This is a genomic window from Streptomyces sp. NPDC028991 (assembly GCF_055564775.1).
The window spans coordinates 202712-222843 of the sequence record NZ_JBVHVP010000008.1 but is presented as its reverse complement, the minus strand read 5'-3'; the positions used below and the strand labels follow the sequence as shown (position 1 = coordinate 222843).

Here is a 20132-nt window from a genome sequence, read left to right as displayed (position 1 = left end):
GCCACGACACCCCGGCCACACCACGCGGCCGAGCCCCGTCCCCACCGCCGCCCACCGGTGACGACCCGGCGAACGGCCCCACGTCCCCGGCCTCGGCCGGCGGTCCCGTGACGGGCGATCCCGTGCATCCGCCGTCCCCCGGGATGGCGCACCCGCCCGACGCCGGCCTGGCGTACGCCGCCCCGGACGCGGTGCCGGGCAGCGGTACGGGGGAGCACGGAGCCGGTGGCGGCGCGCGGCCCCGCGTGCTCGTCCTGCGAGCCCTCGGACTCGGCGACCTGCTGGCCGGGGTGCCCGCGCTGCGCGCGCTGCGCCGTGCGTACCCCGGGCACGAACTGGTGCTGGCCACCCCTGCCGAACTGGCGCCCGTCGTCGCGGCGACCGGCGCCGTGGACCGGCTGCTGCCCGCCGCCGGGCCCGGCCGTGCCGTCCCGCGCACCCTCGACTGGACCGGACCGCCCCCCGACGTCGCCGTCGACCTGCACGGCAACGGACCGCCCAGTCACCGCCTGCTGACGGGCCTCGGCCCGCTGAAGCTGCTGGCGTTCGCGCACCCGGAGACGCCCGAGGTGGACGGCCCGCCCTGGTACGCCGAGGAGCACGAACGCGACCGGTGGTGCCGGCTGCTGCGGGCGTACGGCATCGACGCCGACCCCGCCGACCTGCGGCTGCCGCGTCCGGACGCGCCGTCCCCCGCCCCCGGCGCCGTCGTCCTGCACCCCGGCGCCGGCGCCCCCTCCCGCTGCTGGCCCGTGGAAAGGTACGCGGCCGTGGCGGAAGCGCTGCGCGCCCAGGGGCGCCGGGTCGTCGTCACCGGGGGAGCGGACGAGGCGGACCTGGTGGCGCGGCTGGCGAAACTGGCCCACCTGCCCGACACGGACGTGTTCGGCGGCGGCCTGCCCTACGACCGGCTCTCCGCCCTGGTGGCCGACGCCCGCGCCGTCCTCAGCGGCGACACCGGCATCGCACACCTGGCCGTCGCCCACGCCACGCCCTCCGTCACCCTCTTCGGTCCGGTCCCGCCCAGCCGCTGGGGCCCGCCGGACCACCCCCGGCACCGAGCCCTGTGGCACCCGGGCCCGGACGGCGACCACGGCGACCCGCACGGCCACGAGACCGACCCCGCGCTGCTGAGGATCACCACCGACGACGTCCTGGCCGCACTCGACGTCCTGGACGCCCTGGAAGAGGCACCATGAACCGCGCCACCGACCACGGCCCGTCGACCACCCGCGAGCGGTCCCACGCCGGCCCCGTCAAGCCCGCTCCCGTCGGCATCGTCATCGCCACCCGGAACCGCTCCGCGCGCCTCGCCGTCACCGTGCGGCACCTGCTCGCCCTGCCCGAACGGCCCGAGGTCCTCGTCGTCGACAACGCCTCCACCGACGACACCCGCGCCATGCTGGCCCGCGACTTCCCGCGGGTGCGCGTGGTCTCCCTGCCCTTCAACCGCGGCGCCCTCGCCCGGACCCACGGCGTACGGGCCCTCGACACCCCGTACGTGGCGTTCAGCGACGACGACTCCTGGTGGGCCCCCGGCGCCCTCTCCGCCGCCGCCCGGCACTTCGACGAGCACCCCCGGCTCGGCCTGCTCTCCGCCCGTACCCTCGTCGGCCCCGCCGACGCCGCGGACCCCCTCAACGACCTGCTCGCCGCCTCCCCCCTCGGCCCGGCCACCGACCTGCCCGGCACCCAGGTGCTCGGCTTCCTCGGCTGCGCCGCCGTCGCCCGCCGCACGGCCTACCTCGACGCGGGCGGCTACCACCCCCTGCTGTTCTTCGGCGCGGAGGAGACCCTCCTCGCCTACGACCTGGCCGCCCGCGGCTGGGGCGTCACGCACTGCCCCGACGTGGTCGCCCACCACCACCCGGACCCCGGCCCCCGTACCGACCGCGCGGCCGTCGTACGCCGCAACGCACTGCTCACCGCCTGGCTGCGCCGCCCCCTCCCGCACGCGCTCGCCCGCACCCGCGCCCTCGCCGCCGACGCCCGCCGCGACCCGGACGCCCGGCGCGCCCTGCGCGAGACGCTCACCCGCCTGCCCGCCGCGCTGCGCGCCCGCAGGCCGCTGCCCCCGCACGTGGAGCGCGCCGCGAGGCTCCTCGACGGAGCCGACGGAGCCGACGGAGCCGACGGAGCCGACGGAGCCGACGGAGTGGCCTCATGAGCGACACCCGGACCACCGTCGTCGTCATCACGCACAACCGGTGCCCCGAACTCCTGCGCACCCTGGACCGCCTCGCCGAACTCCCCGAGAAGCCGCCGGTGATCGTCACCGACAACGCCTCCACCGACGGCACGGCGTCCGCCGTCGCCCGCCACCACCCGGACGTACGGCTCCTGCGCCCCGGCCGCAACCTCGGCGCCGTCGGCCGCAACCTGGCCGTCCGTCAGGTCCGCACGCCCTACGTCGCCTTCTGCGACGACGACTCCTGGTGGGCCCCGGGCTCCCTGTCCGGAGCCGCCGACCTGCTCGACCGGCACCCGGCGGTCGGCTCGGTCACCGCCCGCATCCTCGTCGAACCCGACGGCACCGAGGACCCGATCGTCGAGGAACTGCGCGACTCACCCGTGCCCCGCCCGGACTGGCTCCCGGGACCGGCCCTCGGGTCCTTCCTGGCCGCCGCGACCGTGCTGCGCACCGACGCCTTCCGGGCCGCGGGCGGCTTCCACCCCCGGCTGTGGCTGGGCGGCGAGGAAGAGCTGCTCGCCGCCGACCTGGCGGCCAACGGCTGGTGGCTGACGTACGCCGACGACCTGACGATCCATCACTACCCCTCGCGGGTGCGGGACTCCACGCTGCGGCGGGCGCACGGCATCCGCAACACCCTGTGGTTCACCTGGCTGCGCCGGCCGGCCGGCCCGGCCCTGCGCCGCACCCTCCACCTGGCCCGCACGGTCCCGCGCGACGCCGCGTCCCTGCGCGCCTTCGCCGAGGCGACGGCCGCCCTGCCGTGGGTGCTGCGCGAACGCCGGGTGCTGCCGCCGGAGGTCGAGGCCCGCCTGCGCTCACTGGAACCCGCCCAGCGCGACTCGACCGCCCGCAGCTACACGGGCTGACGCCCGCCACCACGGGGGCGCACACGGGCCGGCCCCGCGCCGAGGGGACGCGGGGCCGGCCGGGGAGGGCGGAAAGGGGCGGGAGGAAAAGGGCGGGACCGCTCGCCGGGCTGTCAGGCGGAGCGGCCCCGGCGAGATCCACGGAACCCCTGCCCCTCCGTCGCCGCCTGCCCCTCCGTCGCCGCCTAACCCTCCGTCCACCGGCACAGCAGCCGGAACACCGCGAACAGCGTCACCGGCCACGCCGCGGCGAAGGCACAGATCACGCCGGGTGCGGACGTGACGATGCCGGCGACCAGCAAAGCGACCGACAGGGCGAGCATCAGGAGGACGGTCAGGGGGCGCGGGCGGTACGCCGCCAGGCGGTCGACGCCGGGGCGGCGGCCGGGCCGCAGGGTGCGCAGGCGCCGGTCCAGGCGCCGGTCGCGGCGCAGCTCCCGTTCGATCTCGTCGAGTACGCGCTGCTCGTGCTCGGGGAGTCGGCCGATGCTCACGATGTCTCCTCCCGGGGGGCGGACCGACGGGCCGCCGAGTGCCCGCGCGGCCGGCGAGCTAACCGGCCGGCCGCGGCCCCGGCCGCTCCAGCGCCGCCACGAGACCGTCCGCGGTGTCCGCGGCCGCGTCCGCCGCCCGGAACCCGGCACCGATCCGCCGGGCCTCGTCCCGCCCGCCGGTCAGGCACCAGTCCCACCAGTGCTCGAGCACGCCCTTTGCCAGCCGTTCGGCGCCCACCAGCGCCGGCCAGCCGCAGGCCCGGGCCTGTGCCGTCACCTTCGCACCGCCCGCGACCGGGTCCACCGCCAGCGCCGGCGTCCCGGCCCGCAGCGCCAGGACCAGCCCGTGCAGCCGGTCGGTGACGACCAGGTCCAGCCGGGCCAGCACCGCCTCCAGCTGGGCCGGGGTGCCGCACAGCCGCCAGTCGTGCGCGTCGAGCCGCGTCTCCAGTTCCAGCCGGGCGCAGTCCTTGCCGGCCAGCCAGCGCGTCAGCCCGGCGGCGACCTCCTCGTGCCGCCGCTGATCCCCGTACTCGTGCTGCCCGTGGGTGAGGACCACCCCGACGACCGGCCGGGCGGGCAACGCGGGTGCGCGGGCCGCGAGGTCCGGCGTCGGCACGGCACCGGCGGCGTCCCGGGCCAGCACCTCGTGGAAGCCGGTGACGGCCGGGGAGGCGGGGTCGACGACGGAGACGCCGACGGCGATCCGCACGCAGTGCGCGAACCGCCGGTGCAGCTCCTCGACCTGCGGCCCGTGCACCGGCCCGCACACGAAGACCAGCCGGGAGTACGCCGCCGGGTCCACGTCCGCGAGGTGCGGCGCGTCCGCCCGGAACCCGGGGCTCCACACGACGTCGTACGCGAGCCCCGCGCCCCGCAGCACCTCCTCCACCCGCCGCAGCGCCAGCACGTCCCCAGCGGTCGCCTCCCCGTGCAGGAAGCTGAACCAGCCGGTCACCAGGGTCTTGTCTCGTCCGTGCACAGTGCCCATGGGTGCCCCGACGGCGGCCCGGCAATCACCGGCGGGCCCGCGGTCAGCGCTCGACCACCGAATCGAAGGCGTTGCGCACGTCGGAGTCCGACGGCGTGACCGACTTCTGCGACGGCGGACTGCCGTAGTACGAGATGAAGTACGGGCAGCTGGAGCCGCTGATCTGCAGCTTGCGGTCGGTCACGAGCTTCCCGGTCCGCAGCGCGTAGGCCTTCACCCGGACCTCGACCTTGCGGAACGTGACGCTGCGGATGCGTTCGTCGTCGTCCCGGTACTGGCAGGTCTCGACGGTGTCGCCCATGCCCGCCGGGCCCACGCACACCACGAGCGCCGCCTTGGCCGCGTCGGAGGCATGCCATCCGTCCGGCAGCTTGTCCGTGTACTCGCCGTCGCCCACGAACAGGGCGCGGTTCGTGCCCTTGCGGTAGGCGGGGGCCTGCGAGTACTTCGCCGGCGTGCGGCAGTAACCGGTGCTCATGCCGTTCGTCGCCGTCACCAGCTCCCGGACGTGGTCCAGTTCGATGGCCAGACCCGCCTTCCTGATCCCCTCGCGGGCCGCCTTCGCGCGGTCGTCCCCGGGGTGCTCGTCGAGCAGCCGCCGGTAGCGGTCGCGCGCGTTCGCCCACTCCTCGTCGGCCATGAGGGCGTCACCGCACTCCACCAGGGCCCCGGGGGCTATCCGGGCCGCGGTGGCGGAGGAGGGGCCGGCCAGGTCCTTCGGCCCGGTCCCGCGGTCCCGCAGCCAGTCCGCGATCCGTACGGTCCGGCAGCCGTCCTCGGTGGGCAGGTCGTCGAGGAAGTGGTTCAGGGTCGCCTCGACCGTCCGCTCGTTGCCGGGCTCCCCGAGAACCGTGCCGAGCCGCCCGAAGCCGGTTTTCAGCATGTCCAGATCGCCGGTCAGCCCGCCGCTCAGATAGCCGGACGCCGTGTCCAGGCGCTCGCACGCCTCGACCACCGTGTCGCCGCGGGCGGCCACCGGGGCGGCGGCCAGCCGGTGGCCGAAGCCCACCCGGTCCTGGGCGGCCACCACGCCCACGCAGTCCCCGTCCTCGCGGGCCTCGTCGACGGCGTCCTCGATCCCGTGGGCGTCGAAGCGCAGCCACCCGGCGGTCACCAGCACCGGAAGGGTGAGGGCGAGCGCGAGCACCCGCTGTCCGCGCCGGGCGCCCGCCGCCGGGTTCCGCCGCGCCAGCCGCCATCCGTGCGCGACGACCGCGGCCCACCACAGCAGCAGGACCAGCTCGCACCAGGTCTCGGCCCTCGAGACCGTCAGCCACACCAGCGACCCGGTGACCATCGCGGCGCCCCAGAACAGCCCCCGCCGCCCCAAAATCAGGTACCCCGCCCCCAGCAGCGAGGCGTTGCCGACGGCGACGGCGAGCGGATCGGGCTCGCGAGGTGCCCGGGGCTCCCGGGACGGCGCGGGCGGCCGGGGTTCCGGCTTGGGAGCCCCGGACTCGGGGGACCCGGGCTCGTCGTAAGGCGGTTGGGTCATGTTCCGGCCTCCTCGCTGCGGGCACGGACGTACGCCTCGGCGGCCGGCAGGTACAGCAGGGCCAGGCCCGCGACCACGAGGACCGCGGCGAGCGCCAGAGTGGTGCCGCCGTACAGCGGATCGTCGAGCGCGAACGGCGACACGACGACGAGGACCAGTCCGGTCAGACACGTCACCGTGGTCCGGGCGACCCGTCGCCCGCGGCCGGCCCGGACCGCGAACCAGAAGCAGGCCGCCACCAGCAGGAGCGTCGGCGTCGGCGCCCCGTGCGGGCCGGCCGCCGTCGTCCCCGCCATGAACGTCCCGAGGATCAACAGCACCACCGCCAGCGTCACACTCCGCGGCCGGCGGGTCGCGTGGGTGGTCATCGGATCACTTCCCTCATGTGCCTTTCCCTGGAGCGGGGCGAAGTGGGCGCGGGGTGGCGCGACCGAGACGGACACGGTGTTCGCGCCGCCCCGCACTCCCCCGGCCACCGATTCCACCGCGCCGGACCGTTGTTCAGCAGCCCGGACCCGGAACTGAACAATGCGGCACGGCCGGAATCGCCGCGGGAGGGTGCGGAACCCGCGTGAAGGCGCCGTGAACTCCCCGTGTGCCACCCGTCGATGAACACCTGTGCGATTGCCGCCCCGTCCGGCGGCTCCCTACCGTGGGCACCCGGACGGAAACCGAGAGCGACAAGCGGCAACGGGCGGGCGGGGATACGTGAGCGGACGCGGAGTGGGACGCCGGGAACGACGGCTCGACCCGGGGGCCGGACCGGTGCAGCGGTTCGCCGCGGAACTCCGCGCCCTGCGCGAGTCGGTGGGGCGGCCGACGTACCGGACGATGGCGCAGAAGGTCCCGTTCTCGGTCACCGCCCTGTCGCAGGCGGCGGCCGGCCGACAGCTGCCCACGCTCGCGGTGACCCTCGCCTACGTGGACGTCTGCGGCGGCGACGTGGCGGAGTGGGAGCGCCGCTGGCGGGAGACGAGCGCGGCGGCCGTCGCCCTCGCGGCCGCCGACGAGGACACGCGACCGCCGTACCGGGGCCTGACGCGGTACGAACCGGACGACGCCGCTCTGTTCTTCGGGCGCGACCGGCTGGTCGACCGGCTGACCGAACTGACCCGCCGGCACCGCTTCACCGCCGTCTTCGGCCCCTCCGGCAGCGGCAAGTCCTCCCTGCTGCGGGCCGGCCTGATCCCGCGCCTGCGCGAGCCGGGAACCGACGCGGACGCCCCCCGGCCCCCCGCGGCGGTACGCATCCTCACCCCCGGCGCCCACCCCCTGCGCAGCCACGCGGACCGGCTGGCCCCCGTGCCGGACACGGACGCGGACACCTGGCTGGTCGTCGACCAGTTCGAGGAGCTGTACACCCTCTGCGCCGACCCGGCCGAGCGCGACGCCTTCGTCGGCCGGCTGCTCGCCGCGACCGGCCCCGGCAGCCCACTGCGGGTGGTGATCGCCGTCCGCGCCGACTTCCTGGGGCGGTGCGCCGAACACCCCGCGCTCACGGCGGCGTTGCAGGAGGCGACCCTGCTCGTCGGCCCGATGTGCCGCGAGGAGCTGAGGGAAGCCGTCGTACGGCCCGCCGCCGCGGCCGGACTGGTCGTCGAACGCGCCCTGACCGCGCGGCTGCTCGACGAGGTCGAGGACGCGCCGGGCGGACTGCCGCTGATGTCGCACGCGCTGCTGGAGACCTGGCGGCACCGCACCGGCCGGTCCCTGACCGAGTCCGCCTACGAGGCGGCCGGCGGTCTGCGCGGCGCCGTAGTCCGCACCGCCGAGGAGACGTACGGCGAACTCACGGCGCCCCAGGCCGACCTGGCCCGCCGCATCCTGCTGCGGCTCGTCGCCCCGGGCGACGGCACCCCCGACACCCGGCGGCCCGCCGAGCACGCGGAACTCGACCTCGGCGACCCCGACGGCACCCGTGCCGTGCTGGACCGGCTGGTCCGGGCCCGGCTGCTCACCTTCGACGACGGCACGGTCGAACTGGCCCACGAGGCCCTCATCACGGCCTGGCCGAGGCTGCGCGGCTGGATCGACACCGAACGCGACCGGCTGCGCGTCCACCGGGCGCTGTCCGAAGCGGCCCGCACCTGGCTGGCCCTCGGCCGGGAGAGCGCCGCGCTCTACGCCGGCTCGCGCCTGGCCGCCGCCCACGACGCCTTCCCGCAGGACCACCGGAGCGCGGAACTCACCCCGGCAGAACGCGAGTTCCTGGCCGCCTCGAACCACCGGCGACGTCGCGCGGTACGGCTGCGGCGCGGCCTGTCGGCCGCTCTCGTGCTACTGGTGCTGGTCGCCACGGGCACCGCCGTCGCCGCCCTGAGGGCACGGGCCGGCGCGCAGGCCGAGCGGGACGACGCCGTCTTCGGCCGGATCACCGCGGAAGCCGACCGGCTGCGCGGCACCAACACCGCGCTGACCGCCCGGCTCGACGTCGCCGCCCTCGGCATGCGCGCCACCCCCGAACTGCGGACCCGGCTCACCACGGACGCGGGCCGGGTACTGTCCAGCAGGCTGGCCGGGCACGAGGACATCGGCAGCGCCGTGGCGTTCGCCCCCGACGGCCGCACCCTCGCCAGCGGCGGCCACGACGGCACCGTACGGCTGTGGGACACGGCGGGACCGGGCTCCGGCGGACAGCTCGGCGAGCCGCTGAGCCTCGACGGCGGACCGGTGGGCGCGGTGGCCTACTCACCCGACGGCGCCCTGCTGGCGGCGGCCGGGCACGACGGAGCCATCCGGCTGTGGGACGTACGCGACCGCGAGCGGCCGCGGCCCGAGGGCCGGCCCCTGGTGAGCCACGAAGGCGAATCCGTCGTCGCCGTCGCCTTCGCCCCCGACGGCGGCACCCTCGCCACCGCGGGCGACGACGGCACCGTCCGCCTGTGGGACGTGGGCGACCCGGCCCGACCCGAACCGCTCGGCGAACCGGCCCGCGCCGACGCCCGCAGCGTCCGCGACGTCGCCTTCGCCCCGGACGGCCGCACCCTGGCCACGGCCGGCCACACCGGCGCCGTACGCCTGTGGAGACTCGACGGCGCCGACGGGATGACCCCGCTCGGCGAACCCCGGCGCGCACACGAGGAGGCCGTCTGGTCGGTCGCGTTCTCCCCGGACGGCGGCACCCTGGCCACCGCCGGCTACGACGAGACCGTGCGCCTGTGGGACGTGTCCGGCCCGGGCGCCCCACGCCCACTGGGGGATCCGCTCACCGCGCACTCCGCCGCGGTGTGGGGCGTGGAGTTCGGCCCGGACGGGCACACGCTGGCCACGGCGGGGCAGGACGACGTCGTGATCCTGTGGAACGTGGCCAACCCCGAGTACCCGCAGCAGATCGGCGAGCCGCTGACCGGCCACACGGAGGGCCTGTGGGACCTGGCCTTCGCCCCGGACGGCCGCACCCTGGCCACCACCGGCGCCGACCGCGGCGTCCGCCTCTGGCACCTGCCGGAGACCGTCCTCACCGACTTCACCAACCCGCTCACCTCCGTGGCGTTCGGCCCGAACGGCGGCCTGTTCGCCGCCGCCAGCACCGACGACGCCCTGATCCGCCTCTGGGACGTCCGCCGGCCGGGGCACCCGGTCCCGCTGCCGCGCCACCTCACCGGCCACGAGGCCCCCGTACTGGCCGTGGCCTTCGCCCCCGACGGCCGCACGGTCGCCTCCGGCGCGGAGGACGGCACCGTACGGCTGTGGGACGTCTCCGAACCGGCCCGCCCCGCCCCCGCCGGGATTCTCCGGGACGCGCACCCGGGCGGCGTCCTCGCCGTCGCCTTCGCCCCGGACGGCCGCACCCTCGCCACCGGCGGCGCGGACGGCAGGGTCCGGCTGTGGGACGCGGGCGGCCCGGACGGCGTACGGCCGGCCGGCGAGCCCCTGGTCGCCCACACGGACTGGATCACCTCCGTGGCCTTCGCGCCGGACGGCGGCACCCTCGCCACCGGCAGCCAGGACAAGACGGCCCGGCTGTGGGACGTGAGCGACCGCGACCGGGCCCGTCCGGTGGGCGAGCCCCTCACCGCCCACGGGGACTGGGTCAACTCGGTGGCGTTCGCCCCGGAAGGCCACACCCTGGCCACCGGCGGCCGGGACCGGGCCGTACGGCTGTGGGACGTCACGGACCCCGTCCGGGTCCGCCCCCTGGGCGAGGAACTGACCGGGCACCGCGGCGGTGTCACCTCCGTGGCCTTCGCCCCGGACGGCCGCACCCTCGCGAGCGGCGCCGAGGACCACGAGGTACGCCTGTGGGACGTCACGGCCCCCGACCGTGCCGAGCCCTACGGCGACGCACTCACCGGCCACCTGGAGACGGTCACCTCGGTCGCCTTCAGCTCCGACGGCGGCACCCTCGCCTCCGCGGGCATCGACCTCACGGCCCGGCTCTGGACGCTCGACACGGAACGGACGGTCCGTCACGTCTGCGCCCGTACCGGCGGCGACCTCACCCCCGCCGCCTGGCACGAACTCCTGCCGCAGCTCGCCTACCGGCCCACCTGCGGGTAGCGCGGCCCCCGGCCGGCACCGCGCAGGGGGCGGCCGGGCGTGACTCACCCCGGCGCGGCGTTCGCCGTGTCCGGGCGGGCTCGCGGGCGGAACCTGTCCGCGACCCCCGCTACCGTGCACACCATGACGACCAAGGCACGAACGACGACGGCCCCCGTCCTCGGTACCCGCGCCCTCAACCGCGCCACCCTGGACCGGCAGTTGCTGCTGCGCCGTGCGCCGATGTCCGCCGAGGCCGCGGTCGCCCACCTCGTCGGGCTCCAGGCGCAGAACGTGAAGCCCCCGTACTACGCGCTCGCCGCCCGCCTCGACGGCTTCATGCCCGACGACCTGGCCGGGCCCATGGCCGACCGCCGGGTGGCCCGCCTCGTCACCATGCGCTCGACCATCCACACCCACACCGCCGACGACTGCCTGACCCTGCGACCGCTGGTGCAGGCCGCCCGGGACAGGGAGCTGGGCGGCTTCCGCGGGGGCCTGGTGGGGGTCGACCTGGACCGCCTCGCCGTCCTCGCCCGCGAACTGGTCGAGGCCGCGCCGCGCACCATGGGGGAGCTGCGCGAGGCCCTCCTCGCCGAGTGGCCCGACGCCGACCCGCAGGCGCTGTCCGTCGCCGCCCGCTGCCGGCTCCCGCTCGTGCAGGTGACGCCGCGCGGACTGTGGGGCAGGAGCGGCCAGGTCACGCTCACCACCGCCGAGCACTGGCTCGGCCGCCCCGCGCTGCCCGCGCCGGCACCGGACGACACCGTGCTGCGCTACCTCGCCGCCTTCGGTCCCGCCTCCGTCAGGGACATGCAGACCTGGGCGGGGCTGACCCGCCTGCGGGACGCCTTCGAACGGCTCCGCCCCCGGCTCGTCACCTTCCGGAGCGAGGACGGCACCGAGCTGTTCGACCTCCCGGACGCGCCCCGCCCCGACCCGGACACACCGGCCCCGCCGCGCTTCCTGCCCGAGTTCGACAACCTGCTCCTCTCGCACGCCGACCGCGCCCGCGTCGTCCCGCCCGCCTACAAGGGCCGCACCTGGAAGAAGAACCAGGCCCACCGCGTCCTCCTCGTCGACGGCTTCGTGGCCGGGCTGTGGAGGCTCGACGACGACGCGCTCGTCGTCGAGCCCTTCGGCCGCCTCACGGGGACGAGCCGCGACGAGGTGGTGGCCGAGGGGGAGCGGATGCTGGGGACGATGCACCCGGAAGCCGCGTACGGCATCCGTTTCGGGACGGTACGCGGCTGACGTGGAAAGGGGGCGTTGCGGGCCGCTCGTGGAGGCTCGCAACGCCCCCCGGTCTCACACCTGAGGGATACTCAGGAGATCAGGAGGGGCCACCGGCGCGGGGCTACGAGGTGACCTGCGCGGTCACCAGACCGGAGAACGTGGTCAGCCGGGAGTAGACCCCGGGGTAGCCGGCCCGGGCGCAGCCCTCGCCCCAGGAGGTGACACCGGCCAGGACGCCCCCGACGAGCAGGGGTCCGCCGCTGTCGCCCTGGCAGGTGTCCACGCCGCCGGACGTGTATCCGGCGCACACCATGTCGCTCGCCACGAAGTCGGAGCCGTAGGAACCGCGGCAGTCCGTGTCCGACACGACCGGAACGGTCGCGGTCCGCAGCTGGTTGGAGGAGCTGCCGTTCTCCCGGGTGGTGCCCCAGCCGAGGACGCGGGCGGTGGTGCCGGCCGCGTAGACGGAGGTGTCCGAGGAGGAGACGTACTTCGCCGGGGTGTACGGCATCGACGTCGACAGGGTCAGTACGGCCACGTCGTCGCCGCCGGTGGCGCGGGTGTAGTCCGGGTGGATCCAGATCCTGCCGACCCGGGCGACCGTACCGTTGGAGCCGTCGAGGTAGGTGCGTCCGCCGACCACCCGCACGCTGCGGGTGGTCTCGCCGACCAGGCAGTGGGCGGCGGTGACGACCTTGGTGGGACTGACCAGGGTGCCGCCGCAGAACTGGTTCTGCGAGGCGTCCGTGATCTGCATGACGAACGGATAGGCGCTCGTCGTGGTGGTCGAACCGCCGACGACCGGCTGCGGTACGGCGACGGCGGAGGGAGCGGCGAGCAGCGCGGTGGCGACGGCGCCGGCGGTGGCCAGGGCGGCGGCGGCCGATCTGGCGCGGGTGAGCCCGAACATGAGTCTCCTCAAGGGGTTGCCGGTGGGGGGTCGCACGGGCGTGGGGGGTCGCACGGGGGTCTCGGGACAGACCCCCGTATGCCCGGGCGAGCGGCACGTGCTCACGCTAGAACCGGCGGTACGGACCGCCCAATGAGGGAAGCCCCTAGGCGGAGCCGGGCAGGGAAAACCCTCGGCTGACCGTCGGCAAACCCCGCCGCTCTCAGTCGGTCCGCCGCCGCGCCGCCAGTCTGACGATGTCGACCCGGGAACGGATCCCGAGTTTGCGGTAGACCCGGGTCAGCGTCGCCTCGACCGTCTTGACGCTGACGAACAGCCGGGCGGCGATCTCCCGGTTGGTCGCGCCCTCCATGACGAGCGCGGCGACCTGACGCTCCATCGGGGCCAGCCCCGCCAGGCCGTCCGGCACGGCGGCCGGCGCCGGGGGCGGCCCGGCCGCCTGCGCCGCGACCGCCGCCTCCACCTGCCGCAGCCAGGGCAGCGCCCGGCACCGTCGGAACAGCCGGGCCGCCTCGTCGTACGACGCGGCACCCGGCGCCCGCCCCGGCCGCCCGGCGTGCAGCGCCGCCAGCGCGAACGCCGCCCGCGCCTCCTCCAGGCCGTAGCCCAGCCCGGCGAGGCGCTCCCGCGCCGACGCCAGCCGGGTGACGGCGGTCCGGTGTTCACCCCGCGCCGCCCGCATCTGCGCCTCGGCCCGGTCCAGCACGGCGAGGACGCTCTCCCGCCCGAGCCGGAGCGCGTGCGCGCGCGTGACCTCGATGACGTCCTGGGCCTCGGCCGGCTCCCCGGTACGCACCAGCGCCTCGGCGAGGTCGCCCTGCCACCGGCCGCGCGCCGGGTCGGTGATGCCCGCGCCGGCCTCCAGCTCCCGCACCCGGCGCAGCGCCCGCACGGCGGCCTCCGCGTCGCCGGCGACCAGGCTCGCGTGCCCCAGCGCGGCCAGCGCCCGCGACAGGTACACGGCGTCGCCGTCCTCCTCGGCCCGCCGCACCGCCTCCCGGGCCAGCGCCAGCGCCCGTTCCACGTCACCGCCGGCGGCCTCGGCGAGCGCGGCCTGCATCGCGCCCGCGCCCTCGCCGATGCCCGCGTCCCGGGCCAGCGTCAGACTCTCCCGGGACAGTTCCAGGGCCCGGCCGCAGTGCCCGGAGTGCAGTTCCGTCTCGGCGAGGAAGCGCAGGTAGTGGACCTCGCTCTCGGCCATGCCGCGCCGGCGCACCTCGCGCAGCAGCGCGGTGACGGTGGTCCGCGCCTCGGCCAGCCGGTCGCTCATCACCAGCCACCGGAACCGTGAGGAACCCGCCCCGTTGTGATGGCACGCCACCCGCGGGTCCTGCGGCTCCTCCAGCGCCCGCCGGATGGTCGCCGGAGCGGCCGGATGCCCCATCAGCGTCTCCGCCTGAGCCTGGAACGCGAGCGCGAGCAGCTCGGTGCGCCGGTCCCCGGCCCGCGCCGCCAGCAGGGCCGCGTGCGCGGCCTCCTCCCGGCCCTGCGCGAAGTCGCCCTGTACCACCAGAGAGCGCCAGGCCAGCTGGTAGTGGACCAGGGCGATCAGCCGCGGGTCGTCGCCCGCGTCGGCCAGGGCCTGCGGGAAGACGGCGTCGACCTCGCCGATGGCCTGCCCGGCCGCCTCGATCACCACCATCCAGGCGCGTACCCGCTCGCCGGGCGCGCCGGTCCGGGTCAGCACCTCGCGGGCGATGTCCCGGGCGAGGTCCGGCTCGCCGGCGGTGATCGCGTCCTCCGCCGCCGTCAGCCGGCGCTCGTCCGGGCCCGGCACGCCGTCCGCCGGGGTGTGCCGGGCCGCGAGCAGCCCCAGCGACGCGGCCACCGAGGGCGCCCCGCGGTCCCGGGACAGCGCGGCGGCCTCGGCCAGCCGGGCCGCCACCTCCGGGTCGGTGCCGGTGGTGGCCAGGGCCAGGTGCCGGGCGCGCTCGATCGGGTCGGAGGCCGCCGTGGACAGCGCCGCGTGGGCGGCCCGCCGTTCGGGCGCCGGGGCCTCGGCGTACAGCGCGGCCGAGATCAGCGGGTGCGCGAACCGTACGGTCGGAGCCCCCGGGTCGGTCGCCAGCAGCCCGAGCGTCGCGGCCTGGGCGGTCTCGGCCTCGGCGTTCTCCCGGCCGGCCGCGTGCAGCAGGGCCGGGGTGGGGCGGGCGCCCGCGCTGGCCACCAGGAGGGTGCGGCGCGCCTCGTCCGACAGCATCTCCAGCCGGGACAGGACCAGGGCGCGCAGCGAGGTCGGCACCGGCAGCGGCTCGCCGGGCCGTGGCGGGGTGGGACTCTCGGCCAGCGCCCGGCCCAGTTCCAGCGCGAAGAGCGGATTGCCGCCACTGGTGCGATGGATGTCGCGGACCGTGGACCGGGGCAGGCCCGAGTAGCCGCGTTCGTCGAGCAGCGTCGACACCTGGGCGCGGGTCAGCGGGCCGAGGCGGACCGCGCGGGTGTCCGGCGGGGACGCGCGCAGATGGCGGTCGTACTCCGCGCCCTCCGTCTCCGGTCCCTCCGTCCGCACCGCGCACAGCAGCCGTACCGGGGTGTCGCCCAGGCGGCGGGCGGCGAAACCGAGGAGTTCGGCGCTGGCCGGGTCCAGCCACTGCAGATCGTCGGCGACGACGAGGACGGGGCCCTCGGCGGCGAGCGCGCGCAGCGCGGAGAGCACGGCGAGACGCAGCGCGAGACCGTCGCGCTGGAGGGTGGACTCGCCGCGGCCGGTGAGCGCCGATTCCAGCGCGGTGCGCTGCGCGGCGGGCAGCCCGTCCGACACGTCGTCCAGGACCAGCCCCAGGAGGTCGGCGAGGGCCAGGAAGGGGAGATGGGATTCGGACTCGGTGGCCGAGCAACGCAAGATGGTGTGGGCCGTGCGGGCATATTCCGCGGCCAGGGTCCGCAGGACGGTCGATTTTCCGATTCCCGCGGGCCCGTGCAGCAGCACACTCCCCCCTCGGGCGAGCTGCTCCCGCGCCGCGCCGAACGACTCCTCCCGCCCGATGACCAGGTCGGAACGGCACCCGGCAGACTCCGCGAAGTCCCGTCCCACGGTGACCGCTCCCCTCCGATGTCGTGTCCCGGCCAATATTAGGCATCGGTCGATTGAATTACGTCGGGACGAGAAGGTGAGCCGAATAACAAACGCCGGTTCCGAAAACACAAAGGCCCGCGAAATTGGACCCGCTCCGCGCCCGCGCTACGGCAGCCACCCCGCCCGGCGGGCCGCGACGACCGCCTCTCCGCGGGTACGCGCCCCGAGCTTGCGCATGGCCGAGCGAAGGTAGCTCTTGACGGTTTCCGGCCGCACGCCGAGCCGCCGCGCGGCCGCCGCGTTCGTCGCCCCGGCGGCGACGCAGGCCAGCACGTCCACCTCGCGCGGAGCCGGCCGGGTCCCCGGCTCGGGTCCGCCGCCCGCCGCCAGCAGCCCGCACGCGCGCAGCAGTTCGTCCCGCAGTGCCGGGTCCGTGATCCTGGGCGCCAGTGCCCGCAGTGCCGCGTGCGCCTCCCGCACCTGCTCCCAGGCCGCCGGGCCCGCCGGGTCGCGCGCCGGCTCCGGCCGGGCCGCCGCCAGCAGTTCGCCCGCCTCGTCCCGCAGCACCAGTGCCTGCTCCACGTCCCGCGCCGCGGCCACGGCCGCGCCCAGCGTGCGGTCGCCCAGCGGCTGGGCCGTGCGCAGCGCGCCATACAGCACGCCGCGTACCCGGCGCCGTACGACCACCGGTACCGCCAGCACCGAGCGCAGTCCCTCGGCGGCGACGGGGAGGTCGTACTCGTGGCTGATCCGCCGGGACGCGGAGTAGTCCGTCACGGCGCACGGCCGGGTGAGCTCCACCGCCTTGCCGCCCAGGCCGGTGCCCGAGGTCACCGCGAGGGAGCTCAGCGCGGCCGTGGCGGTGCCGCTGAGCTCGCTGATGCGCACCCGCCGCCGCCCGGCCTCCATCAGCCCGCCGAAGGCGACCGGCAGTCCGGTCGTGCGCCGCAGCCGCGTCAGCGCGCCGCGGATCTCCACCGTGTCGGCCGCGTCCACCACCACTCGTTCCGCCCTCTTCCTCGCGCCGCCCGAGGCGCACACCCCCGATCGGGGGTAGTGAGACCCACATCACGGATTAGACGATGGCACGGAGCCGCCCGGCAAGGTCCGGCACCGAGGAGGACAGATGACGACGGCCACGGAGCTGTTCCGCAGCGCACGGGACTTCCTGCTGGAACACCGCGAGGACTACACCGCCGCCTACGAGGGGTTCCGGTGGCCCCGGCCCGAGTACTTCAACTGGGCACTGGACTGGTTCGACGCCATCGCCGACGGCAACGAGCGCACCGCGCTGCACATCGTCGAGGAGGACGGCACCGAGGTACGGGTCTCCTTCGCCGAGATGGCCGCCCGCTCCGACCGCGTGGCGAACCGGCTGCGCGAGTGGGGCGTCGGCCCCGAGGACCGCGTCCTCGTCATGCTCGGCAACCAGGCGGAGTTGTGGGAGACCGCGCTCGCCGCGATGAAGCTCCGCGCCGTCGTCATCCCCGCCACCCCGCTGCTCGGCCCCGCCGACCTGCGCGACCGCGTCGACCGCGGCCGGGTGAAGCACGTCGTCGCGCGCGCCGAGGACACCGGCAAGTTCGCCGACGTACCCGGTGACTACACGCGCGTCGCGGTCGGCGGAAGGGCGGCACCCGGCTGGCGCCCGTACGAGGAGGCGTACACCGCCTCCGACGCCTTCGTCCCGGACGGCCCCACCGGCGCCGGCGACCCGCTGATGCTGTACTTCACCTCGGGCACGACCGCCCGTCCCAAGCTGGTCGAGCACACCCACGTGTCGTACCCGGTCGGGCACCTGGCGACGATGTACTGGATCGGGCTCAAGCCCGGCGACGTCCACCTGAACATCTCCTCGCCCGGCTGGGCCAAGCACGCCTGGTCGAACCTGTTCGCACCGTGGAACGCGGAGGCGACCGTCTTCCTCTACAACTACACCCGGTTCGACCCGGCCCGGCTGATGGCCGAGATGGACCGGGCCCGGGTGACCACCTTCTGCGCCCCGCCGACCGTGTGGCGCATGCTCATCCAGGCCGACCTGACCCGGCTCGCCACCCCGCCGCGCGAGGTCGTCGCCGCCGGTGAGCCGCTGAACCCCGAGGTGATCGAGCAGGTCCGCCGCTCCTGGGGCAGGACCGTCCGGGACGGCTTCGGACAGACGGAGACCGCCGTCCAGGTCTCCAACAGCCCCGGCCAGATGCTGAAGACCGGGTCGATGGGCCGCCCCGGCCCCGGCTACCGCGTCGCCCTCCTCGACCCGGTCACCGGCACGCCCGGCGCGGACGAGGGCGAGATCGCCCTGGACCTGTCCGACCGTCCCGTCGGCCTGATGACCGGCTACCACGGCGATCCCGACCGCACGGCGGAGGCGATGGCGGGCGGCTACTACCGCACCGGGGACATCGGCGCGCGCGACGCCGACGGCTACCTCACCTACGTCGGCCGCGCCGACGACGTCTTCAAGGCGTCCGACTACAAGATCTCCCCGTTCGAGCTGGAGAGCGCGCTGCTGGAGCACGAGGCGGTCGCGGAGGCCGCGGTCGTGCCCGCCCCGGACGAACTGCGCCTCGCGGTGCCGAAGGCCTACATCGTGCCGGCGACGGGCTGGGAGCCGGGTCCGGACACCGCGAAGGCGCTGTTCGAGCACTCCCGCGAGACCCTCGCCCCCTACAAGCGCATCCGCCGTCTGGAGTTCGGCGAACTGCCCAAGACCGTCTCCGGCAAGATCCGCCGCGTCGAACTGCGCGAGGCCACGGCGGCCGGTTCCGCGAACGAGTACCGCGAGGAGGACTTCCGGTGACGCCACAGCAGCCACGATCGCCACAACCGTCGTACGCCCACGGCACCAGCACCACCCCCCTCCTCGGCGACACCATCGGCGCCAACCTCGACCGCGCGATCGCCGCCCACCCGGACCGCGAGGCCCTGGTCGACGTACCGTCCGGACGGCGGTGGACCTACGCGGAGTTCGGCACCGCCGTCGACGAGGTGGCGCGCGGCCTGCTGGCGAAGGGCGTCACCAAGGGCGACCGGGTCGGCATCTGGGCGGTCAACTGCCCCGAGTGGGTCCTCGTCCAGTACGCGACCGCCCGCGTCGGCGCCGTCATGGTGAACGTCAACCCGGCCTACCGCGCGCACGAGCTGGAGTACGTGCTCAGGCAGTCCGGCATCGCCGTGCTCATCGCCTCCCTCTCCCACAAGAGCAGCGACTACCGGGCGATCGTGGAGCAGGTCCGCGGCGGGTGCCCGGAACTGCGCGAGACCGTGTACATCGGCGACCCGTCCTGGGACGCGCTGACGGCGGGCGCCGCCTCGGTGCCGCAGGAGCGGGTCGCTTCGATCGCCGCCGAGCTGAGCTGCGACGACCCGGTCAACATCCAGTACACCTCCGGCACGACCGGCTTCCCGAAGGGCGCCACACTCTCCCACCACAACATCCTCAACAACGGCTACTGGGTGGGCCGTACGGTCGGCTACACGGAGCAGGACCGGGTCTGTCTGCCCGTCCCCTTCTACCACTGCTTCGGCATGGTGATGGGCAACCTGGGCGCCACCTCCCACGCCGCCTGCATCGTCATCCCCGGCCCGTCCTTCGAACCGGCCGCCACCCTGGAGGCCGTGCAGCGGGAGCGGTGCACGTCCCTGTACGGCGTACCGACCATGTTCATCGCGGAGCTGAACCACCCCGACTTCGCCTCCTACGACCTCACCTCCCTGCGCACCGGCATCATGGCGGGCTCCCCCTGCCCGGTCGAGGTGATGAAACGGGTGGTCGCCGAGATGCACATGGAGGAGGTCTCCATCTGCTACGGCATGACCGAGACCTCCCCGGTCTCCCTCCAGACCCGCATGGACGACGACCTCGAACACCGCACCGGCACCGTCGGCCGGGTCCTGCCCCACATCGAGGTGAAGGTCGTCGACCCGGTGACCGGCGTGACCGTGCCGCGCGGCGGCGCCGGGGAGCTGCGCACCCGCGGCTACAGCGTGATGCTCGGCTACTGGGACGAGCCGGAGAAGACCGCCGAGGCGATCGACGCGGGCCGCTGGATGCACACCGGGGACCTCGCGGTGATGCGCGAGGACGGCTACGTGGAGATCGTCGGCCGCATCAAGGACATGATCATCCGGGGCGGCGAGAACATCTACCCGCGCGAGGTCGAGGAGTTCCTCTACGCCCACCCGAAGATCGCGGACGTCCAGGTCGTCGGCGTACCGCACGAGCGCTACGGCGAGGAGGTCCTCGCCTGCGTCATCCCGCGCGACGCGGCCGACCCGCTCACCCTGGAGGAACTGCGCGCCTACTGCGCCGGGCAGCTGGCCCACTACAAGGTGCCCAGCCGCCTCCAGCTCCTGGACTCCTTCCCGATGACCGTGTCGGGGAAGGTGCGCAAGGTGGAGCTGCGGGAGCGGTACGACGCCCCGGAGGCACCGCACGGCCGCTGACGGTG

14 protein-coding genes are annotated in these 20132 nt (G+C 75.6%); 7 read left to right on the top strand and 7 right to left on the bottom strand.

The annotated features are described in order from the left end of the window. Window positions 1-143 precede the first annotated feature (143 nt). From ACZ4V1_RS19050 to ACZ4V1_RS19040, 3 genes are read left to right on the top strand one after another with little or no spacing between them, the layout of a single operon-like run. A complete protein-coding gene (locus ACZ4V1_RS19050) occupies window positions 144-1199 on the top strand; it encodes a glycosyltransferase family 9 protein (protein WP_468337328.1) in 1056 nt (351 codons plus the stop codon). Next, the gene (locus tag ACZ4V1_RS19045; protein ID WP_468337071.1) at window positions 1196-2167 is read left to right on the top strand and encodes a glycosyltransferase family 2 protein; all 972 of its coding nucleotides are present in this window, start codon (window positions 1196-1198) and stop codon (window positions 2165-2167) included. The genes ACZ4V1_RS19050 and ACZ4V1_RS19045 overlap by 4 nt, the downstream gene beginning before the upstream one ends. Further along, a complete protein-coding gene (locus ACZ4V1_RS19040; RefSeq protein WP_468337068.1) occupies window positions 2164-3060 on the top strand; it encodes a glycosyltransferase family 2 protein in 897 nt (298 codons plus the stop codon). Before ACZ4V1_RS19045 ends, ACZ4V1_RS19040 begins: the two co-directional genes overlap by 4 nt. Before the next feature lie 185 nt (window positions 3061-3245). Here the strand turns inward: ACZ4V1_RS19040 and ACZ4V1_RS19035 are convergent, their stop codons facing one another. Genes ACZ4V1_RS19035 through ACZ4V1_RS19020 form a run of 4 tightly spaced genes read right to left on the bottom strand, consistent with a single transcriptional unit; the run spans window position 3246 to window position 6408 of the window. Continuing rightward, window positions 3246-3554, bottom strand: a complete 309-nt coding sequence (locus tag ACZ4V1_RS19035) for a DUF3040 domain-containing protein (protein ID WP_468337065.1) — start codon at window positions 3552-3554, stop codon at window positions 3246-3248. A gap of 58 nt (window positions 3555-3612) precedes the next feature. Continuing rightward, window positions 3613-4545, bottom strand: coding sequence for a polysaccharide pyruvyl transferase family protein (locus ACZ4V1_RS19030; protein ID WP_468337062.1), 933 nt, complete (start codon window positions 4543-4545; stop codon window positions 3613-3615). Window positions 4546-4588: 43 nt separating this feature from the next. Then, complete coding sequence (locus ACZ4V1_RS19025; protein WP_468337060.1) at window positions 4589-6040, bottom strand: tetratricopeptide repeat protein; 1452 nt, start codon at window positions 6038-6040, stop codon at window positions 4589-4591. Further along, window positions 6037-6408, bottom strand: a complete 372-nt coding sequence (locus tag ACZ4V1_RS19020; RefSeq protein WP_468337058.1) for a hypothetical protein — start codon at window positions 6406-6408, stop codon at window positions 6037-6039. Before ACZ4V1_RS19020 ends, ACZ4V1_RS19025 begins: the two co-directional genes overlap by 4 nt. A 340-nt stretch (window positions 6409-6748) precedes the next feature. Here ACZ4V1_RS19020 and ACZ4V1_RS19015 point away from each other — a divergent pair, with 340 nt between their 5' ends. After that, window positions 6749-10540: an nSTAND1 domain-containing NTPase gene (locus tag ACZ4V1_RS19015; protein ID WP_468337056.1), complete on the top strand. Its 3792-nt coding sequence runs from the start codon at window positions 6749-6751 to the stop codon at window positions 10538-10540. A 123-nt stretch (window positions 10541-10663) separates the two neighbouring features. Further along, window positions 10664-11773 (top strand): winged helix DNA-binding domain-containing protein, encoded by a 1110-nt coding sequence (locus ACZ4V1_RS19010; RefSeq protein WP_468337054.1) that lies wholly within the window; start codon window positions 10664-10666, stop codon window positions 11771-11773. A 103-nt stretch (window positions 11774-11876) separates the two neighbouring features. Here the strand turns inward: ACZ4V1_RS19010 and ACZ4V1_RS19005 are convergent, their stop codons facing one another. From ACZ4V1_RS19005 to ACZ4V1_RS18995, 3 genes are all read right to left on the bottom strand, one after another. Next, window positions 11877-12665 carry a S1 family peptidase gene (locus ACZ4V1_RS19005; protein ID WP_468337051.1) on the bottom strand — a complete coding sequence of 263 codons (789 nt, stop codon included), beginning with the start codon at window positions 12663-12665 and terminating at the stop codon, window positions 11877-11879. Window positions 12666-12867: 202 nt separating this feature from the next. Then, a complete protein-coding gene (locus tag ACZ4V1_RS19000) occupies window positions 12868-15699 on the bottom strand; it encodes an AAA family ATPase (protein ID WP_468337048.1) in 2832 nt (943 codons plus the stop codon). Window positions 15700-15846: 147 nt separating this feature from the next. Continuing rightward, window positions 15847-16683 carry a helix-turn-helix transcriptional regulator gene (locus ACZ4V1_RS18995; protein WP_468337045.1) on the bottom strand — a complete coding sequence of 279 codons (837 nt, stop codon included), beginning with the start codon at window positions 16681-16683 and terminating at the stop codon, window positions 15847-15849. A 124-nt stretch (window positions 16684-16807) separates the two neighbouring features. On the opposite strand from ACZ4V1_RS18995, the gene ACZ4V1_RS18990 reads away from it, so the two are divergent. Then, window positions 16808-18481: an AMP-binding protein gene (locus tag ACZ4V1_RS18990; protein ID WP_468337042.1), complete on the top strand. Its 1674-nt coding sequence runs from the start codon at window positions 16808-16810 to the stop codon at window positions 18479-18481. Continuing rightward, on the top strand, window positions 18478-20127 hold the full coding sequence (locus ACZ4V1_RS18985) for an AMP-binding protein (protein WP_468337040.1): 1650 nt from the start codon (window positions 18478-18480) through the stop codon (window positions 20125-20127). The genes ACZ4V1_RS18990 and ACZ4V1_RS18985 overlap by 4 nt, the downstream gene beginning before the upstream one ends. Window positions 20128-20132: the final 5 nt, after the last annotated feature.

Excerpts from the sequence above, each read along its gene's own strand:
- ACZ4V1_RS19050 (WP_468337328.1), top strand. The coding sequence starts at position 144 with ATGGCGCACCCGCCCGACGCCGGCCTGGCGTACGCCGCCCCGGACGCG.
- ACZ4V1_RS19045 (WP_468337071.1), top strand. The coding sequence starts at position 1,196 with ATGAACCGCGCCACCGACCACGGCCCGTCGACCACCCGCGAGCGGTCC.
- ACZ4V1_RS19040 (WP_468337068.1), top strand. The coding sequence starts at position 2,164 with ATGAGCGACACCCGGACCACCGTCGTCGTCATCACGCACAACCGGTGC.
- ACZ4V1_RS19030 (WP_468337062.1), bottom strand. The coding sequence starts at position 4,545 with ATGGGCACTGTGCACGGACGAGACAAGACCCTGGTGACCGGCTGGTTC.
- ACZ4V1_RS19025 (WP_468337060.1), bottom strand. The coding sequence starts at position 6,040 with ATGACCCAACCGCCTTACGACGAGCCCGGGTCCCCCGAGTCCGGGGCT.
- ACZ4V1_RS19020 (WP_468337058.1), bottom strand. The coding sequence starts at position 6,408 with ATGACCACCCACGCGACCCGCCGGCCGCGGAGTGTGACGCTGGCGGTG.
- ACZ4V1_RS19010 (WP_468337054.1), top strand. The coding sequence starts at position 10,664 with ATGACGACCAAGGCACGAACGACGACGGCCCCCGTCCTCGGTACCCGC.
- ACZ4V1_RS19005 (WP_468337051.1), bottom strand. The coding sequence starts at position 12,665 with ATGTTCGGGCTCACCCGCGCCAGATCGGCCGCCGCCGCCCTGGCCACC.
- ACZ4V1_RS18990 (WP_468337042.1), top strand. The coding sequence starts at position 16,808 with ATGACGACGGCCACGGAGCTGTTCCGCAGCGCACGGGACTTCCTGCTG.